Source organism: Rhodococcus sp. NPDC077669 (genome assembly GCF_040686915.1).
Lineage (GTDB): Bacteria > Actinomycetota > Actinomycetes > Mycobacteriales > Mycobacteriaceae > Rhodococcoides > Rhodococcoides fascians.
In genome coordinates this window covers 25,375-41,526 of sequence record NZ_JBFBMD010000004.1, presented here as the reverse complement: position 1 = coordinate 41,526, position 16,152 = coordinate 25,375, and the positions used below count along the sequence as shown (strand labels likewise).

Annotated in this window: 15 protein-coding genes; 13 read left to right on the top strand and 2 right to left on the bottom strand. The window is 63.8% G+C overall.

Annotation, left to right across the window (positions count from 1 at the left end):
• Positions 1 to 66: 66 nt before the first annotated feature.
• From AB0P23_RS06515 to AB0P23_RS06500, 4 genes are all read left to right on the top strand, one after another.
• Positions 67 to 1,422: a serine/threonine-protein kinase gene (locus AB0P23_RS06515; RefSeq protein ID WP_219519351.1), complete on the top strand. Its 1,356-nt coding sequence runs from the start codon at positions 67 to 69 to the stop codon at positions 1,420 to 1,422.
• 31 nt (positions 1,423 to 1,453) lie between these two features.
• Positions 1,454 to 2,797, top strand: a complete 1,344-nt coding sequence (locus AB0P23_RS06510; RefSeq protein ID WP_219519348.1) for an NAD(P)/FAD-dependent oxidoreductase — start codon at positions 1,454 to 1,456, stop codon at positions 2,795 to 2,797.
• Between the two features lie 157 nt (positions 2,798 to 2,954).
• Entirely contained in the window at positions 2,955 to 5,018 is a 2,064-nt protein-coding gene (locus AB0P23_RS06505) for an AMP-binding protein (protein WP_032372379.1), read from the top strand.
• Between the two features lie 414 nt (positions 5,019 to 5,432).
• Positions 5,433 to 6,101: a response regulator transcription factor gene (locus AB0P23_RS06500; protein WP_032372748.1), complete on the top strand. Its 669-nt coding sequence runs from the start codon at positions 5,433 to 5,435 to the stop codon at positions 6,099 to 6,101.
• A gap of 7 nt (positions 6,102 to 6,108) precedes the next feature.
• Here the strand turns inward: AB0P23_RS06500 and AB0P23_RS06495 are convergent, their stop codons facing one another.
• Positions 6,109 to 6,477, bottom strand: a complete 369-nt coding sequence (locus AB0P23_RS06495) for a response regulator (RefSeq protein WP_230591966.1) — start codon at positions 6,475 to 6,477, stop codon at positions 6,109 to 6,111.
• Positions 6,478 to 6,552: 75 nt separating this feature from the next.
• Here AB0P23_RS06495 and AB0P23_RS06490 point away from each other — a divergent pair, with 75 nt between their 5' ends.
• The 9 genes from AB0P23_RS06490 to AB0P23_RS06450 all read left to right on the top strand — a co-directional run bounded on the left by AB0P23_RS06490 (position 6,553) and on the right by AB0P23_RS06450 (position 15,621).
• A complete protein-coding gene (locus AB0P23_RS06490; RefSeq protein WP_308051319.1) occupies positions 6,553 to 8,115 on the top strand; it encodes a histidine kinase in 1,563 nt (520 codons plus the stop codon).
• Positions 8,116 to 8,118: 3 nt separating this feature from the next.
• The gene (locus AB0P23_RS06485; RefSeq protein ID WP_308051320.1) at positions 8,119 to 8,373 is read left to right on the top strand and encodes an ATP-binding protein; all 255 of its coding nucleotides are present in this window, start codon (positions 8,119 to 8,121) and stop codon (positions 8,371 to 8,373) included.
• Between the two features lie 117 nt (positions 8,374 to 8,490).
• A complete protein-coding gene (locus tag AB0P23_RS06480; RefSeq protein ID WP_027497195.1) occupies positions 8,491 to 9,312 on the top strand; it encodes an alpha/beta hydrolase in 822 nt (273 codons plus the stop codon).
• Positions 9,313 to 9,352: 40 nt separating this feature from the next.
• On the top strand, positions 9,353 to 10,186 hold the full coding sequence (locus tag AB0P23_RS06475) for an NmrA family NAD(P)-binding protein (protein WP_027497196.1): 834 nt from the start codon (positions 9,353 to 9,355) through the stop codon (positions 10,184 to 10,186).
• Entirely contained in the window at positions 10,147 to 11,802 is a 1,656-nt protein-coding gene (locus AB0P23_RS06470) for an MFS transporter (RefSeq protein WP_027497197.1), read from the top strand. Before AB0P23_RS06475 ends, AB0P23_RS06470 begins: the two co-directional genes overlap by 40 nt.
• 20 nt (positions 11,803 to 11,822) lie before the next feature.
• On the top strand, positions 11,823 to 12,182 hold the full coding sequence (locus AB0P23_RS06465) for a VOC family protein (RefSeq protein WP_161631810.1): 360 nt from the start codon (positions 11,823 to 11,825) through the stop codon (positions 12,180 to 12,182).
• Between the two features lie 47 nt (positions 12,183 to 12,229).
• The gene (locus AB0P23_RS06460; protein ID WP_027497198.1) at positions 12,230 to 13,048 is read left to right on the top strand and encodes a DNA-formamidopyrimidine glycosylase family protein; all 819 of its coding nucleotides are present in this window, start codon (positions 12,230 to 12,232) and stop codon (positions 13,046 to 13,048) included.
• A gap of 147 nt (positions 13,049 to 13,195) precedes the next feature.
• Complete coding sequence (locus tag AB0P23_RS06455; protein WP_206499139.1) at positions 13,196 to 15,049, top strand: DEAD/DEAH box helicase; 1,854 nt, start codon at positions 13,196 to 13,198, stop codon at positions 15,047 to 15,049.
• A 443-nt stretch (positions 15,050 to 15,492) separates the two neighbouring features.
• Positions 15,493 to 15,621 (top strand): hypothetical protein, encoded by a 129-nt coding sequence (locus AB0P23_RS06450; protein WP_268988362.1) that lies wholly within the window; start codon positions 15,493 to 15,495, stop codon positions 15,619 to 15,621.
• Positions 15,622 to 15,637: 16 nt separating this feature from the next.
• Here AB0P23_RS06450 and AB0P23_RS06445 read toward each other — a convergent pair whose 3' ends face one another.
• On the bottom strand, positions 15,638 to 16,102 hold the full coding sequence (locus AB0P23_RS06445; protein ID WP_027497200.1) for an SRPBCC family protein: 465 nt from the start codon (positions 16,100 to 16,102) through the stop codon (positions 15,638 to 15,640).
• Between the last annotated feature and the right edge of the window lie 50 nt (positions 16,103 to 16,152).

Below are 16,152 nucleotides of genomic sequence, written 5' to 3'. Positions count from 1 at the left end.
GCCGCGCCTTCTTCCCTCGCCGACGGGCTATAGGGTTCTCGGAAGACTTCGAATCGGCGGTGAACAATGGTGGGTGCGAACTCCGACGATCACCTGTTCGCGGGCAGATATCGTCTGGGCAACGTCGTGGGGCGCGGCGGAATGGCAGATGTCGTTCGAGCCGACGACGACGTCCTCGGTAGGCCCGTTGCCGTGAAGATATTCCGTCAGGGTGAACCCGCACATACCGATGCACGGATCGATGCCGAGATCAGGACGCTCGCGTCGCTGTCGCATCCTGGCCTGGTGACGTTGTACGACGCGGGTACCGCCCCCGACACCGGCGGCATCCGAGTGCCTTTTCTCGTGATGGAGTTCGTCGACGGCCCCACTCTGAACGGCTACCGCGCAGGCCGCGCACTACCGGGCGATGTCGTCGCCCGGATGGGACACGAGATTGCTCGAGCCCTTGCCTACATCCACCACCGCGGCGTGATCCACCGCGACATCAAACCGGCCAACATCCTGGTCGCCCGAGAGCCGGCGTCGAGCACGGGACACTGCGTGAAGCTCACCGATTTCGGTATCGCTCGCATCGTCGACGCCGACCGCCTCACCGAGCACGGCACCACCGTCGGCACCGCTCACTATCTCAGCCCGGAACAGGCGACGGGCACCTCTGCGGGGCCTGCAACCGATATCTACAGCCTCGGATTGGTTCTCATCGAATGTCTTACCGGCGCAATGGTGTTCGACGGCAGCGCGGTAGCCGCAGCCGTGGCGCGCTTGCACCGCGATCCCGAGGTACCCGAGCAACTCGGGCCCCAGTGGCATTCACTGCTGACGACGATGACGGCCAGACATCCCGAAAACAGGCCGACGGCGGACACCGTGGCCGACGCCTTACACAGTCTTTCCAGCGAACCGCCACCACCGCCGGCCACTGCGGTCCTGCCCGCCGCGAATGCGACAACGTTTGTCGCCGAACAGGATTCGGCCCCTCGGCAAACGGAGGGTTCACGGCGTCGCGGTCTTGTCTTTCTGGCTGCGGCCGCACTGTTCGTCGCCGTCGCGTCGGCAATTGCCTGGATGGCAACCGGAACAGGCGACGAGCCGATCGAGACATCGCCGTCCACATCGGTCACCGCTCCGACCAGTCCTGCACCCGTGACGACGGCATCCGAGTCCTCGATGCCGGTTGTCTCGAACCTCCCCCAGGACGTGCCCGCCCCCGCCGTCGATCAGGTGCCCGCCGAGCCGCCACAACCTGTGGCTCCACCGCGAAACGGGAACAACGGCAACGGTAATGCGGGCAACGGTAATGCGGGCAACGGTGATGCGGGCAACGGCAACTCCGGCAACGGGAGTCCAGGCAACAGCAACGGCAACGGCAATTCAGGCAACGGGAACTCCGGCAACGGCAACCCCGGCCGTGGGAACTGAGCATGTCGGCAACCAAGGGAACGGACAGAGCATGACGCACGTCGACACCGTGGTGGTGGGAGCCGGCATTTCCGGCCTCACCGCAGCACGCATTCTGCACCGTGCGGGTCACCGTGTGGTCGTTCTCGAAGCCCGCGACCGCATCGGCGGACGAGTGGACACCCTGCGGACGGACGGACAGATTCTCGATGTCGGTGCGTCCTGGGTTCATGGAATCGACAACAATCCGCTGGCCGACGCAGTACAGGCTTTCGGCATTCTGACCAGTGAGTTCACGGTGGGGAGTTTTCAGCCGGACGGACGACCCATCGCGTACTACTCACCGAACGGACGGCGTCTGAGCGAGGACGAGGTTGCGAGCTTCGCGTCGGACGTACACGTCGTCGACGAGCTGTTGGCGGCGACCGTAGCGACATCGACCCTGGGCACGTCGTACGGGGATGCCGTGAACAGCACCGTGAAACGGCTCGCATGGGATCCTGATCGAATCGAACGGGTCCGGGAGTTCCTGGGTCACCGGGCCGAGGAACAGCTGGGTGTCGACCAGGGGATGCTCGATGCGCACGGGTTGGACGACGACGCGATCGAGGGTGACGAGGTCGTCTTCCCCGAGGGGTACGACCGGCTCGCGGTCTGTCTGGCCGACGGGCTGGATGTACGACTCGGCCATGAAGTGACACGCATCGCGTGGGGATCGAACAGCTCCTCCGTCGAGACTCTCACCGAGACGTTCTCGGCCGACCACATCGTGGTGACGGTTCCGATCGGCGTCCTGAAGTCACCGACCTTGCTTATCGAACCGCCTCTTCCCCATCCGGTGTCGACTGCGTTGGACGGACTCGAGATGAACGCGTTCGAGAAGGTGTTCCTACAGTTCCCGCATGCATTCTGGGACGAGGACGTCTACGCGATTCGGCAGCAGGGGGAGGCCGGGCGTTGGTGGCACTCGTGGTACGACGTGACCGTGCCGCAGGGGTTGCCCACGCTGCTCACGTTTGCGGCGGGGCCGTGTGCGCAGACGATCCGGCAGTGGTCCGACGCACGCATTGCCGAATCGGTGCTCGACGCGCTTCGTGGCCTCTACGGCGAACGCGTGATCTCCCCGCAGCGGGTGCATGTCACGCGATGGCAGGACGACCCGTTCTCCCGCGGTGCTTACTCTTACCCGGCGGTCGGCTCGCGACCGAGCGACCACGACGATCTGTCGACCCCGGTCGGCGGAGTTCTACACCTGGCCGGCGAGGCAACGTGGACGGACGATCCGTCGACGGTGACCGCGGCATTCCTGTCGGGACACCGAGCGGCGGAGCGAATCCTGGCCCAAACGGTTCCGTTCGACGAGATCTGGGGCGGCGGCGAACTTCGTCCCAATTAGACGGAGATTCGCGTTTCCTTCCCGAAACCGCGCACCGGGATTACTATGACGACTTCATCCAGGCGGATGACCCGTTACCGATGTGCGCTGCCATTCTTCTGGTCGGTGCCGATGTGGCAGCGGCGCTGTTCGACACGGCAAGGCACAGGGGTGGACCATGGTTTCCGACGTCATCGATTGCAGCACGGTCTTCGCACACGACGTCGAGCAAGTGTGCGGGGTGCTCAGTGCGGTCGAACTGTACCCGCGATATTTCCCCGGACTCGGGTACTGCCTTCTCAGCGAGTCGGCGAACCGCTACACGTGCGACGTCGGTGGGGTCGAGCACGCACTCGAAGTCGTGGTGAACAGACGTAACCGGCCGATCATCACCGTCGAGCACGTCGAATCCGGCGGTTTCATCAGATTCACCCTCAGCGCGCGTTCACCGAGCGAGACCAAAATCGATGTGACGATCTTCCGAGCCGGCCTGGCCGGAACCTACTCGCCGCAACCCGAACACAATCGGGCAGTGGTCGACTGGGTCATGGGTGGCCTGAACAGGTTGGCCGAGTCCCTCTCCGGCGCAACGACATCGATCGTGTCCAACGCCGGCGATTCCCGGTCGCTACAGCTTGCGGTCCTCAAAACGATGATCGGTACCGGCGTCGTTCGTGCCGCGCGTCCTGATCGCGCATACCGGCAGCTGAACTCGCTGGCGAAATGGGGCTTCACCCTCGGCGGTGGCTTCGCGGCCGCCGCCGCCAAGTCACCGGACGAAATTGCCGTGATCGACGATCGCGGTACTCGCACGTTCGCAGAGATCCACCTGCGATCGCATCGGATAGCAGCAGGGTTCGCCGCATCCGGAATTCGCCCGGGAAGCACGGTAGGAGTTCTGGCCCGCAATCACACTGCCATGATCGAATGCGTCGTCGCCTGCGGCATGCTCGGTGTCGAGGTCGTACTTCTCAACACCGGCCTCGCGGCCCGCCAGATCGAGACCATCTCGAGTCGTCACCAGTTGCAAGCGCTGTTCGTCGACGACGAATTCGACAAGATGGTTCGCTACCTCCCCAGCGACGTCCTCCGCGTCAGCTTGTCGGCTCATACCGTCGTCGCGGGCCGTCGCACTCTGGAGCATTTCGTCGCGGCTCCGTCCGCCACGTTCGACAGACCGCAACGGCCCGGATCCGTTGTCGTGCTGACCTCGGGCACCAGCGGGTCTCCCAAAGGTGCACTTCGCCCGACCCCACGCGGCTTCGGGACCGTCGCGGCCATGTTGTCCCGCATGCCACTTCGTATGAACGAGCGCATGCTGATCGCTGCGCCGATGTTCCACAGTTGGGGGCTGGCGGCGTTGCAGATCAGTACACCGCTGCGGGCAACAGTGGTTCTGCAGGATCGATTCGATCCGGAAGAGTGCTTGCGGGCAATCCAGACTCATCGGTGCACGTCGCTGATCGCCGTCCCGATCATGTTGCAGCGCATACTCGATCTACCCGAGTCCGTGCGATCACGCTACGACACGTCCAGCTTGAAAGTCGTCGCGTGCAGCGGTTCGGCGTTGACGGGGTCGACCGTCTCGCGGTTCATGGATGCCTTCGGAGATGTTCTGTACAACTTCTACGGTTCCACCGAGGTCTCGTGGGCGACCATCGCCACACCGCAGGATCTACGTGCAGCTCCCACTACCGCGGGTCGGCCGCCGCTCGGCACGACGATCGCCGTACTCGACGCCGACGGCGCAGTGGTTCCGACCGGCACTCTGGGCCGGATATTCGTAGGTAACGACATGCTCTTCGACGGCTACACGAACGCCGAGCCTCCGTCGACTGCTTCGGCTCGCGGTGCAGCACTCATGGATACCGGCGACCTCGGGTACATCGATTGCAACGGGCGGCTCTTCGTGTGCGGGCGGGACGACGAGATGATCATCTCCGGCGGCGAGAACGTGTTTCCCGGGCCGGTGGAGGACGCCATCGCCAACCTTCCTCAGGTCGGCGAGGTAGCGGTGGTCGGTGTACCGGACAACGAGTACGGTCAGCGCCTCGCGGCGTTCGTCGTCGGTCGGGGTGCTGCAGGCCTGGACGCAGATATGGTGCGGGCCTACATCCGAAATCGACTGAGCCGGTTCTCGGTGCCGCGAGACATCACGTTCCTCGAAGAACTCCCCCGAACCGCGACCGGCAAAGTGATCAAGAGGATGCTGATCGAACCTCCCACGGCCGCCGGTATGTAAGCCGGCACGTCGACTTCCTCACCACCCCGGCTTCCGACTCCACCCAGAGAACTCTCAGTTGTTTGACTGTTCAGAATCTGAGACTATTTGGGAGGAAGCGATACCCGTTCTGCGGGTGAGGGACGGAAGGGACGGAATGGCGATGTCGAGGTCATCGGATGAACCCCGTCAGGCTCGCGCCGCCCAGCCCGGGGATGCGTCGTCGTCCTTCCTGCAGTTGTTTTTCGAGGCAACCCGTGAGAACGACCTCTCCCCCGGGCCGAGTCCGAACCGTGGAATCCACGACGACCGATCGAGCGACTGAAAAATCCAGCAACCGAGTCGACAATCGAAGCGCGCAATAGAGTCGAATGACTGATGACAGCTCACGACGCCGCAGCCGATACTTCGAACCCGACGGGTTCGAGGAGCGTGATGTCCCAGATACGAGTAGTCATCGCCGATGACGACGTGTTGCTGCGAGAAGGCCTGGCCAGTCTGCTCACCCAGGCGGGCCTCGATGTCGTGGGCCGGGCCGGTGACGCCGAGGAGGTACTGGCGTTGCTCGAGAAAGATCCACCGGACCTGGCGATCATCGACATCAGGATGCCGCCGACCTACACCGCCGAGGGGCTCGACGCGGCCGTGAAGATCCGCGACCGTTTCCCCGACGTCTCGCTGCTGCTCCTGTCTGCTCACGTCGAGGTCGATCACGCACTCGAATTGCTCGACAGCGCGAACAACACCGCCAAGGGTATGGGTTACCTGCTCAAGAGCCGCGTGACCGACATCGCCGACTTCGTCTCGACGATAGATCGGATCGCGGCAGGATCGTCGGTCATCGATCCTGCTCTTGTCTACGAACTGGTTGCGGCCAAGCGCCGAGGTGATCCCCTCGGCGCGTTGAGTTCTCGCGAACGGGACGTCTTGACCTTGATGGCCGAAGGGCTCTCCAACGCGGGCATAGGCAGACGCTTGTGGATCACCGAAGGAACCGTCGAGAAGCACGTCCGAAGCATCCTGACCAAGTTGGACCTGTCGGAGACGGCCGACGATCACCGTCGCGTGCGAGCGGTGATCCTGTATCTGGACACCGTCGGGTGACCCGCCGTCAGGTGCCCAGCAGGGCTTCGATCGCGCTCGCCGACAGCTCGAATTTCGACAGGAAACCCAGGGCAGAACTGTTGTTCACCAGATCTGCGAAGTCCTCCTCGTCGTGTGTCGACACGAGAATGACGGCAGGCGGAGGCGTCAGATCCTGGGCGTCGATCGCTTCGACCACGTCGAATCCACTGTCGGCACCCAAGTCGATATCGACCAGCACGAGATCGGGGTGGGTGGACAGCACTGCATCGATCGCCGAGGTGAGTGAGGTCGCGGTGCCGACCACCGACATCCCTGCCGATTCCAACAGTCGGCGTGCAGCGACACAGAAAGCGTCGCTGTCGTCGACGATCAGGCACTGCAGGCGGGAGGGCATCACTCTGTCGAGAGTGTCAGAGACGGCTCGGGTCGGCATTACCGCTAGCGGTAATTCGAGCAGTCGGATGTGCCGATGACGTCGGACACCGCCCTCCGCGACCGGCTCGTCACTGTGATACTCCGGCCGAGTGCGCCGCCGGTCGCCTGCGGAATCGCAGCGGCCGCAGCCGCCATCGCCGTCGAGATACTCGTTGTGCTGACGCTCAAACGGGTGTCACCCGAGAATGCTTTCGGTGCGATATTCCTGTTCGGAGTGCTGATCGTGTCTGCGGGGTGGGGCTTTCGTCTGTCGATCGCGACATCGGTGGCCAGTGCCGGCGCGTACGCCTACATCCATGTACTCGAAAGCAGTGAGAGCCTCGTCCCTGCACTGATCGTGTTTCTGGCACTGGCGCTTCTGACCAACGTGCTGGTTGGCCAATCACGTTTGCGCGCAACCGAATCCGATCAACGTCGACGAGAAGCAGATATGTTGGCGGCGTTCGCCAAGACCATCTTGCGCTCGGACCACACCCCGACGATGCTCGACGTTGCCAGCACCCGCCTGGCTGCGGTCCTCGACCTACCCTTCGCGGTGTTGAAGCAAGGGAATGCCGACGCGTCCGTGGGGCAGGAGAAAATCCTGCTTCGGGACGGGGACGTCGTCACCGCGTCGTTGCTGGTTCCCGCCGATCTCGATAGCGTCGATGCCCGCCGTATCCGCCGTGTCGTGCCTTCGTTGGAGGCTCTTCTTGCCGCCGCCCGCGACCGTCAGGACATGCACCTCCGCACCGTCGCGCTGGCACGCCAGCAAGCGTCACTTCGGAAGGTCGCAACATTGGTGGCGCTGCGGGCCGATCCGGATGACGTGTACCTCGCAGTCGCACACGAACTCACCGTCGGGTTGGACAACGAACATGTTTCGGTGATCCGCTACGGCGACGGGTATTACACGATTCTGGCGATCCGCGACGACTCCGCCGGTGAGCGCGTGCAAGCCGGTGATCAACTGCCGATCGGTGGGCAGAACGTGGCCACGATCGTCGCCGACACCGGCCGCGCCGCTGCCGTCGACTTCACCGAAGCGACCGGCGGTATCGCTGAGCGACTGGAGGGCAGGGGTATTCGCTGGGTCGAAGGTGTACCGATCACTGTCGACGGCAATACCTGGGGTGCCGTCATCATCGGCACGACAGCTACGCAGTATGCGGCCGGCGGTGAGACCCGAGATCGACTGGCCGACTTCGCCGACCTCGTTGCCACTGCGGTCTACAACCACGACACACGAGTTCAGCTGACGCGGTCCCGGTCCCGCGTGGTCGCCGCCGCCGACCAAGCCCGCCGAGGTATCGAGCGTGACCTGCACGACGGTGCCCAACAGCGAATCGTCTCTCTCGGAATGGAATTGCGCGGCGCCCAAGCCGCTGCCCCGGAGAATCTGACCGAGCTCCGCGCGATGTTGGACCGCAGCGTCGAGACGCTGTCGCAGGTGCACACCGACCTCCGCGAACTCAGTCGCGGCATCCATCCCGCAATCCTCTCGCGCGGAGGACTCGCACCGGCCCTCAAGACGTTGGCCAGACGCAGTCCGATTCCCGTTGCCCTCACCGCCGACATTTCCTCCCGGATGGACGAATCGGTGGAAGTGGCGGCGTAATACGTGGTCGCCGAGGCGCTGACGAACACAGCCAAATATGCCGAGGCCACCGAAGTCGACATCACCGCGCACCTGACGGAGGACAGCTTGGAACTGACCGTGACCGACAACGGCCGCGGAGGTGCCGATCCGAGCACAGGGTCGGGTTTGATCGGACTACAGGATCGGGTGGCCGCAGTCGGCGGCGAACTGACCATCGTCAGTCCACCCGGGGGTGGCACGACACTGTCGGTCCACATCGGTCTGTCTACCGGCTAGCAGGTAGCGGCGCCACCGGAATCTCCTCCCCCGCGTTGGATGGCAGCGGCGACGCTTTCGACCCGGGAACGGACGAATGTTGTCGGTACCCAATCGAACCGAACCAGGGAGCAGGCCATGCCGTACATCACCACCACCGACGGAACCGAGATCTACTACACCGAGCAGGGCACCGGAAAGCCAGTTCTGCTCAGTCACGGCTGGCCACTGTCCTCGGATGCCTGGCAGCTCGAACTGAAGCTTCTCGCAGACGCCGGCTACCGCGCCATCGCACACGATCGCCGCGGCCACGGCCGGTCCTCGCAGACTGCCGTCGGCCACGACATGGACACCTACGCCAAGGATCTGGCCGAACTGGTCGAGGCCCTCGACTTGCAGGAACTCACCCTCATCGGACACTCGACCGGTGGCGGCGAGGTCGTGCGGTACGCCGCGCAGCACGGTGGCAGCCGCGTCACTCGGGTGATCACTGCCGGTGCCGTTCCCCCGGTCATGCTGAAGTCCGAGGCCAACCCCGAGGGCACGCCGATCGAAGCACTCGACGACATCCGCAACGGCGTTCTCTACGATCGATCGCAGTTCTACAAGGACTTGTCCGAGCCGTTCTTCGGTGCCAACCGTGAGGGCTCCGCCATCTCCCAGGGCGCCAAGGACGACTTCTGGCGACAGGGGATGCTGGTCAATCTGACTGCTGCATACGACTGCGTGAAGGCGTTCTCCGAGACCGACTTCACCGAGGATCTCAAAGCGCTGACCGTCCCGATCTTCATCGCCCACGGTGACGACGACCAGATCGTGCCGATCGCCGCGGCGGCACTGAAAACCGCAGAACTCGTCCAGCACGGCACCCTCAAGGTCTACCCCGGTGCACCGCACGGAATCTACGGCGATTACCAGAAGGCCTTGGACGCAGACATTCTCGCCTTCATCGCCCAGTAGCAGCCCCGCTCTCGCCCTCCGGAACAAAGGTGACAACACGATGATCAGACCGTACGCAGTCGTCGGAGCAACCGGAGGGCAGGGCGGCGCGGTGGTGGATGCCCTGCTGGCGCAGGGGCTACCGGTGCGCGCAGTGGTGCGGCGTCATTCGGCCCGCGCGGATCGGCTACGTGAGCGAGGTGCCGAGATCGTCGTCGCGGACATCACCGATCGGGAATCGTCCGCGGCTGCATTGAGAGACAGTGCCGGTGCGTTCGTGATGACGACGCCGTTCGAGGACGGTCCCGCGGCCGAATTGGCTCAGGGCGCAGCCCTCGTCGATGCGGCGATCGCCGCGGAGGTTCCGCACGTGGTGTTCTCCTCGGTTGCGAGCGCTGACCGCCGCACCGGCATACCGCATTTCGAGACGAAGGCCGAAACCGAGGCACTGCTGCGTCGAGCTGGGCTGTCGTACACGATCGTCGGCCCCACCTACTTTTACGACAACCTTCTCGGCGGACTCGACGACGTCAGGGCCGGCCGCCTCGATCTGCCCTTGCCGCTCCACACGCCACTGCAGCAGCTGTCGCGGCGGGATCTGGGGCGGTTCGTCACCCTCGTGTTGACCGAACCCGCGCACTTTCACGAGATGCGAATCGATCTCGCTTCGGACGATCCGAGCTTGGAGGCCATGGCGAACACTCTCGGCGACGTTCTCGGAACCTCGGTGCAGCCGTATTCGAGCCGGGCACGGGACATAGGTTCCGAGGACATGAGAGCGATGTTCCAATTCTTGACCGACGTCGGGTACGACGCAGACATCGACGGCTTGCGCACCCGTTATCCCGAGGTCGAATGGCAGACATTCGCGCAATGGTCGGCGGGACTGGCGTGAGCACCACCGCCACCACGCCGGCAGCACCGTCCGCGTGGTCGCCGCTCCGAAATACCGTCTACCGCAGCCTCTTCGTCGCACAGCTGGTCTCGAACATCGGCGGCTGGATGCAGACCGTCGGTGCGCAGTGGTTCCTCGTCGAACGTGAGGCGTCGACCACCATCATCGCCGCCGTGCAGACAGCAAGTCTGTTACCCACCCTGTTGCTGGCTCTGCTGGCAGGCGCGCTCGCCGACGCGCTCGATCGCCGCGTTCTGCTCATCGCGGTCGGTGCCGGTTCGATGCTGACCGGAATTGTGTTGACCGCACTGGCATGGACCGACACCTTGTCTCCGTGGGGATTGCTCGCCTGCACATTCGTATTGGGTTGCTGGACATCACTGTCCGCTCCCGCCTGGCAGGCGATTCAGCCCGAGCTGGTGAGCCGTGAAGAAATCCCGGCCGCCTCGGCGCTGGGCAGCGTGACCGTCAACGGGGCGCGGGCCGTCGGACCGGCGCTTGCCGGTGTACTGGTGGCATTGGCCGGGCCGACCTTCGTGTTCGCCATCAACGCCGCCTCCTTTCTAGCAACGTTGAGCGTGCTGATTGCATGGAAGCGCCCGAAACATCCACAAACGGATCGAGAAGGCCTTGCCGAGTCGATCCTGTCCGGGGTCCGCTACATCCGATCCGGCCCGATCGTTCGACGAATCATTCTGCGCTCGGCGCTGTTCGCCTTCCCCGCATCTGCATTGTGGGCGCTACTGCCATCGGCTTCGTCGTCGGTACTGAAACTGGGCTCGGTGGGATACGGCGTGTTGTTGGGCGTACTCGGGGTCGGAGCCGTGATCGGCGTTGCCGCGACGCCGATGCTCCGAAAACATTGCGGCGCAAACACCTTGCTCGTCGGCTCTGCTGTCGGGTACGGCGTGGGAATGGCCGCGCTGGCGTGGCTTCCGCTGTGGGCGGTGGTCCCGGCGCTGCTGTTGTCCGGCATCGCCTGGATCACGACGTTGACCGCACTGAATGCGTCTATCCAGCTTTCGCTCGCCACCTGGGTTCGAGCGCGCGGGATGTCGGTCTACCTCCTGGTCTTCATGGGTTCTCAGGCCATCGGCTCGCTCGTGTGGGGATGGTTGGCGTCGAAGACCGGCATCGTCGACGCACTCGCGGTCGCGGTAGCCGCCTTGGCATTGGTCGCTGCGAGTGTCGCAGTCCTCCCCCTGCGACCCGAAACCGGCGTGCTCGACCGTGCGGTGTCCATGGCGTGGCCGACCCCGACCGTGATGTTCGAGCCCGATCCGGACGACGGGCCGGTACGGATCACCGTTACGTACCGAGTCGTCGACGACGCTCTCGAACAGTTTCTGACGTCGATGGCTCCGGTCGGGATCGCGCGGAAGCGAACGGGGGCGTACGCCTGGAACCTGTACCGGAGTCTGGACGTCGAGGACACCGTGGTCGAGCAGTTCACTGTGCCGTCGTGGAGCCAGTACCGACGTCAGCGAGAAGAACGGTGGACCGGCTCCGACCACGACGTGGTGCAGAAAGCGCTGGCCCACACCGTCGACGGTGCTACGCACACCGAAACCCATGACATCGCACTGTCGGTGCGAACGAACCCGAACGGACAATGATGGACAACACACTCTTGGGCGTGGGGAATGTCTTCTACTTCGCAGACGACCTCGCCGCCGCCGTCGACTGGTACCGAACGCTCCTGGGCACCGACCCCGTCGACGTACACGAGCAACTCGCCGCGTTCGACGTCTCAGGAACCCGGCTCACCGTCCACGTCACCGATTCGTACAACCGCCCCGCGGGGACCGCAGGGTCGGTCTCGTACTGGAACGTCGACGACGTGGACGCAGTGGTCGCCGGCTGCGTCGATCGCGGAGGCGTCGTGCATCGAGGGCCGAAATCGGTGTTCACCGGTGAACGTCTGTGCCAGGTTCTCGATCCGTTCGGCAACCTGATCGGCTTCAGACAGTTCGCCACCGGTAGGAAGCGCGCCTGACGACACAGGCTCGCGCATAGAGCCGGCGAATTGGGTACACCCGCTTCATGCCCGAACTACCCGAAGTCGAAAACGCTCGACAGGTCGTCGAGAAAGCCCTCGGACGCGTCATCGTCGACATCGATGACACCGACTCGTTCGAGTGCCGCCCACACATGCCGGGCGATATCGCTCACGCCCTGAAGGGCGGCAAGCTCACCGAGGCATGTCGACGTGGCAAGGCGATGTGGTGCGAAACCGTCACCGCCGACGGGTCCAGCGGTCCGACGCTGGGAATCCATCTCGGAATGGGCGGCCGCGTCATTGTCACCGCTCCTGACGGCGATCGCACGTCGCAGTACGGAGGCGGCGATCCGCACGTGGGCGAGCGCGACACCGACAAGCCCGAGTGGACACGCTTTGCCATGACGTTCGAAGACGGGGGTCAGCTCCGGCTCTTCGACAAGCGCCGGCTCGGCCGAGTGCGCCTCGAACCCGATATCGATGCGTTGGGGCCCGATGCTGCGGAGATCACGCGCGACGACTTCCGGCACCGAATCGGTTCCAGCGGAGCACCTCTGAAAGCACGTTTGCTGGACCAAGCAGCAATCGCAGGCGTCGGCAATCTGTTGGCCGACGAGGTGCTGTGGCAGAGCGAGCAATCTCCGTCCAGACGGGCAAAGACCCTCACCACCGAGGAACTCGACGAGCTCCGCGTTGTTCTGCGTCGCGCCATCAGGTCAGCGATCAAGAAGGGTGGCGTGCACACCGGTGAGATCATCCCGTTCCGCAAGGCGGACGCGGCGTGCCCACGATGCGGTGCTCCGATGACTCGCGGAACGGTGGGCGGCCGCACCACGTGGTGGTGTTCGCGCGAGCAATCCTGATCGGTTCCGCGCCGCTGCGTGCTGCTCGATAGCGCTGTAGGACAGCATTTTTCGGAATTGTCAAACGCTGTTGAATGCGGCGAAATCCCGTTCGGGCACGTACCGTGTGGGCAGCTCGACCGAAGCGCTCACTCGGCTGGAGGTTGCATGTTCTCGACGACCGACACGGGCCTCGCTCCGCAGGTCACCTACCTGCCCCGTCGACACTGTTTCGCTGTCTGGCAACGTGATTCCACAAGGACGGCTACCACAGCGACGACGCCGATCGAACTGACACTTCCCAATACGGGTGGCTCCGTGGCAGTACGGACCGTCGAAGCGCAGCTCGTCGAGCCGCGTCGCGTCGAACTCGAAGCGGCACTGGCACCATCGGCAGGCCTCCCGGAAAGCGCGTCGGCCCGGGGGTGGCTGGCGGTTCTGGACCACCTGGAACACCGGCCCCACTACGCCGAGATTCCTGCATCGCTGCTGGAGTCACTCCCCCCGGCGGCGTACGCGGTGCCCAACACGGGCGGGTCCAGCGTGTCGACCGCGCACGGTGCCGTCGATGCCCTACGCACCAGCCTGCACATGCAGGGCAGTCTTGGCGACAGTGCGTCCACTTTCACCCCGCGGCCGTATCAGGTGCACGGTGCGTCCTGGATTCCGACCGTCGGAGAAGCCGGGGGTGGAGGAATTCTCGCCGACGAGATGGGGTTGGGCAAGACTCTGCAGGCCATTTCCCACATGATTGTGGGAGCCTCGCGCGGTGAAGGCAATTTTCTGGTGGTGTGCCCGACATCCCTGATCAGCAATTGGCGACGTGAGATCGAGAAGTTCTCCGCCGGCGACCTGACGGTCAATGTCTACCGGGGACCGAACCGCTCGCTCGGTGGATGTGGCGAGGTCGGCTGCGTGACCGTGACCGGATATCCGACATTGCGCTCCGACACCGACCGTCTGGCCGAGATCAGTTGGAACACGGTCTTCTTCGACGAAGCGCACGTCATGAAGAACTCGCGCACGCAGGTTTCCCGTGCTGCGCGACGACTGAGCTCGACAACTCGCATCGCACTGACCGGCACCCCGGTCGAGAACCGCATGGACGAACTGTGGGCCCTGATCGACCTGACCAACCCGGGTCTGCTCGGGACCAGAGCACGCTTCACTCGGCGATTTTCCGCACCCATCGAGAACGCTGGTTCGGCGGCTGCGCTTGCGCACTTGTCCCATTCCATAGCTCCGGTCGTCCTCCGACGGACGAAAGACGAAGTGGCGACCGACCTTCCACCCAAACAGCAGATAGACGTTCTGTGCCCGATCACGAACGAGCAAGCGATGCTGTACAACTCGACGGTCGAGGCTGCCTTCGACACCGGTTTCGGTTCTACACAACGCCGAGGGACTGCGGTGCTCGCTTTGCTGACCTCGCTGAAACTGATCTGCAACCACCCGGGTCTCGTGAACGGCATCATGTCTTCGTCGCCCGACCGTTCCGGGAAACTGGACAGGCTCACCGACATCATCGAGGAGCTCGCCGAATCGTCGCAGACCGCATTGGTTTTCACCCAGTACCGCAAGACCGGCGAGTTTCTCGCCGACCATCTCGCGCGTGTCACTGGAGCCGCCATACCCTTCTTCCACGGCGGACTCGACGTGGACCAGCGCGAGAAAATGGTGGACGAGTTTCAGGGCGGTAGCTGTCCCGTGATGGTGCTGAGCCTCAAAGCAGCCGGCTATGGGTTGAACCTCACCCGTGCCAGCACCGTCATCCATTACGACCGGTGGTGGAATCCGGCGGTGGAATCGCAGGCAACCGACCGGGTACATCGAATCGGACAGACCTCACCTGTGACAGTCATGGCGCTCACCACCGAAGGAACATTGGAGGAGTACATTGCGTCGCTGCACGCCCGGAAGAAAGCAATTGCAGGGTTGACCGAGGGGAACAACGAGACAGCGCTTGCCGCACTGGATGATTCGACACTCAGACAGACGTTGTCGCTGTCGGTGGCACGGTGATGGCATCCACTCCCCAGCCCCCGCCGTTCGGTGCGACTCCATGGGGCAAGGAATGGTTGCGTCGAGTCGAGCCGATCACCGCTACCCGACCCAATCCCATGCTTCCTCGAGCGCGGAGCCTGGCTCGTAGCGAGTCGGCCATCGTGGATACCAACACGATCGGTTCTATTCGCTGCGTGGTCTCAGCAGGAAAGAAAATGGAGACCGCGACATTTACGGTGCCGCGCTATTCGGCGGCTCACAAAAGGGCGGCTCTGCGCATCGTCGCCAGTCATCCGACTCACGGCAGAGGGAGCGGGGATCTGCCCGACGCGCTTCACGCGGAGCTGGTATCGGGGGGTCTGGCACCGGTTCCCATGGACGTCGACACGGCATGCACCTGTTCCAGCAAAACTGATCCTTGCGTTCACGTCACCGCAGCAACGTACGCGATCAGTCTGATCGTGGACCAGTCACCCACGACGGCGTTGGCTATACGTGGCCTGGACCTCGCCGAAGCCGCTGCGTCGACGGACTTTCCAGCTCGATGGATGCCCATCGAGAGCGTCGACGCAGCGGCGTTCTACGGCTGAACGTACGCCCGAAAGATCAGGACGTCGCCTCGACAGCGAGGCGTGCAAGTGTGTCGTTCAGCTGATCCTCGGTGACCAGGGGAAACCCGATCTGCTGGAGAAGCTTCTTGTCCGTGACCTTCGACCAGTCGTAGGTGTGCCGCACCAATGTCTCGTTGGGTCCCTGAGACTCCAGTTCCCACAACCATTCCCATCCGGGAGGCTCGTTGCCGGCCGGCGCGGTCTTCCATGCCAGTAGCTTGTCCTTGGCGTACCCGGTGACGACATTGTCGGTCTGGTATTCCCCACCCATGTGATCGCCCTGCATGTTCATCGTGAACTTCTCGCCGACCTTTTGAATTCGGTCTGCGTGGTCCACGCCGCGTACGAATCCCGAGCCGTCGAGTGCCTGATGCCGCTCGGGGTTGGACAGGACGTCGAAAATTGCGTCCACGGGCGCTTCGATGGTGCGTTCCACTGTCAGCTTTGCGTTCTCTGTCATATCTGCACGATGCCCAATACGCCGGATCCTCAATCATGGATACAGCCGAA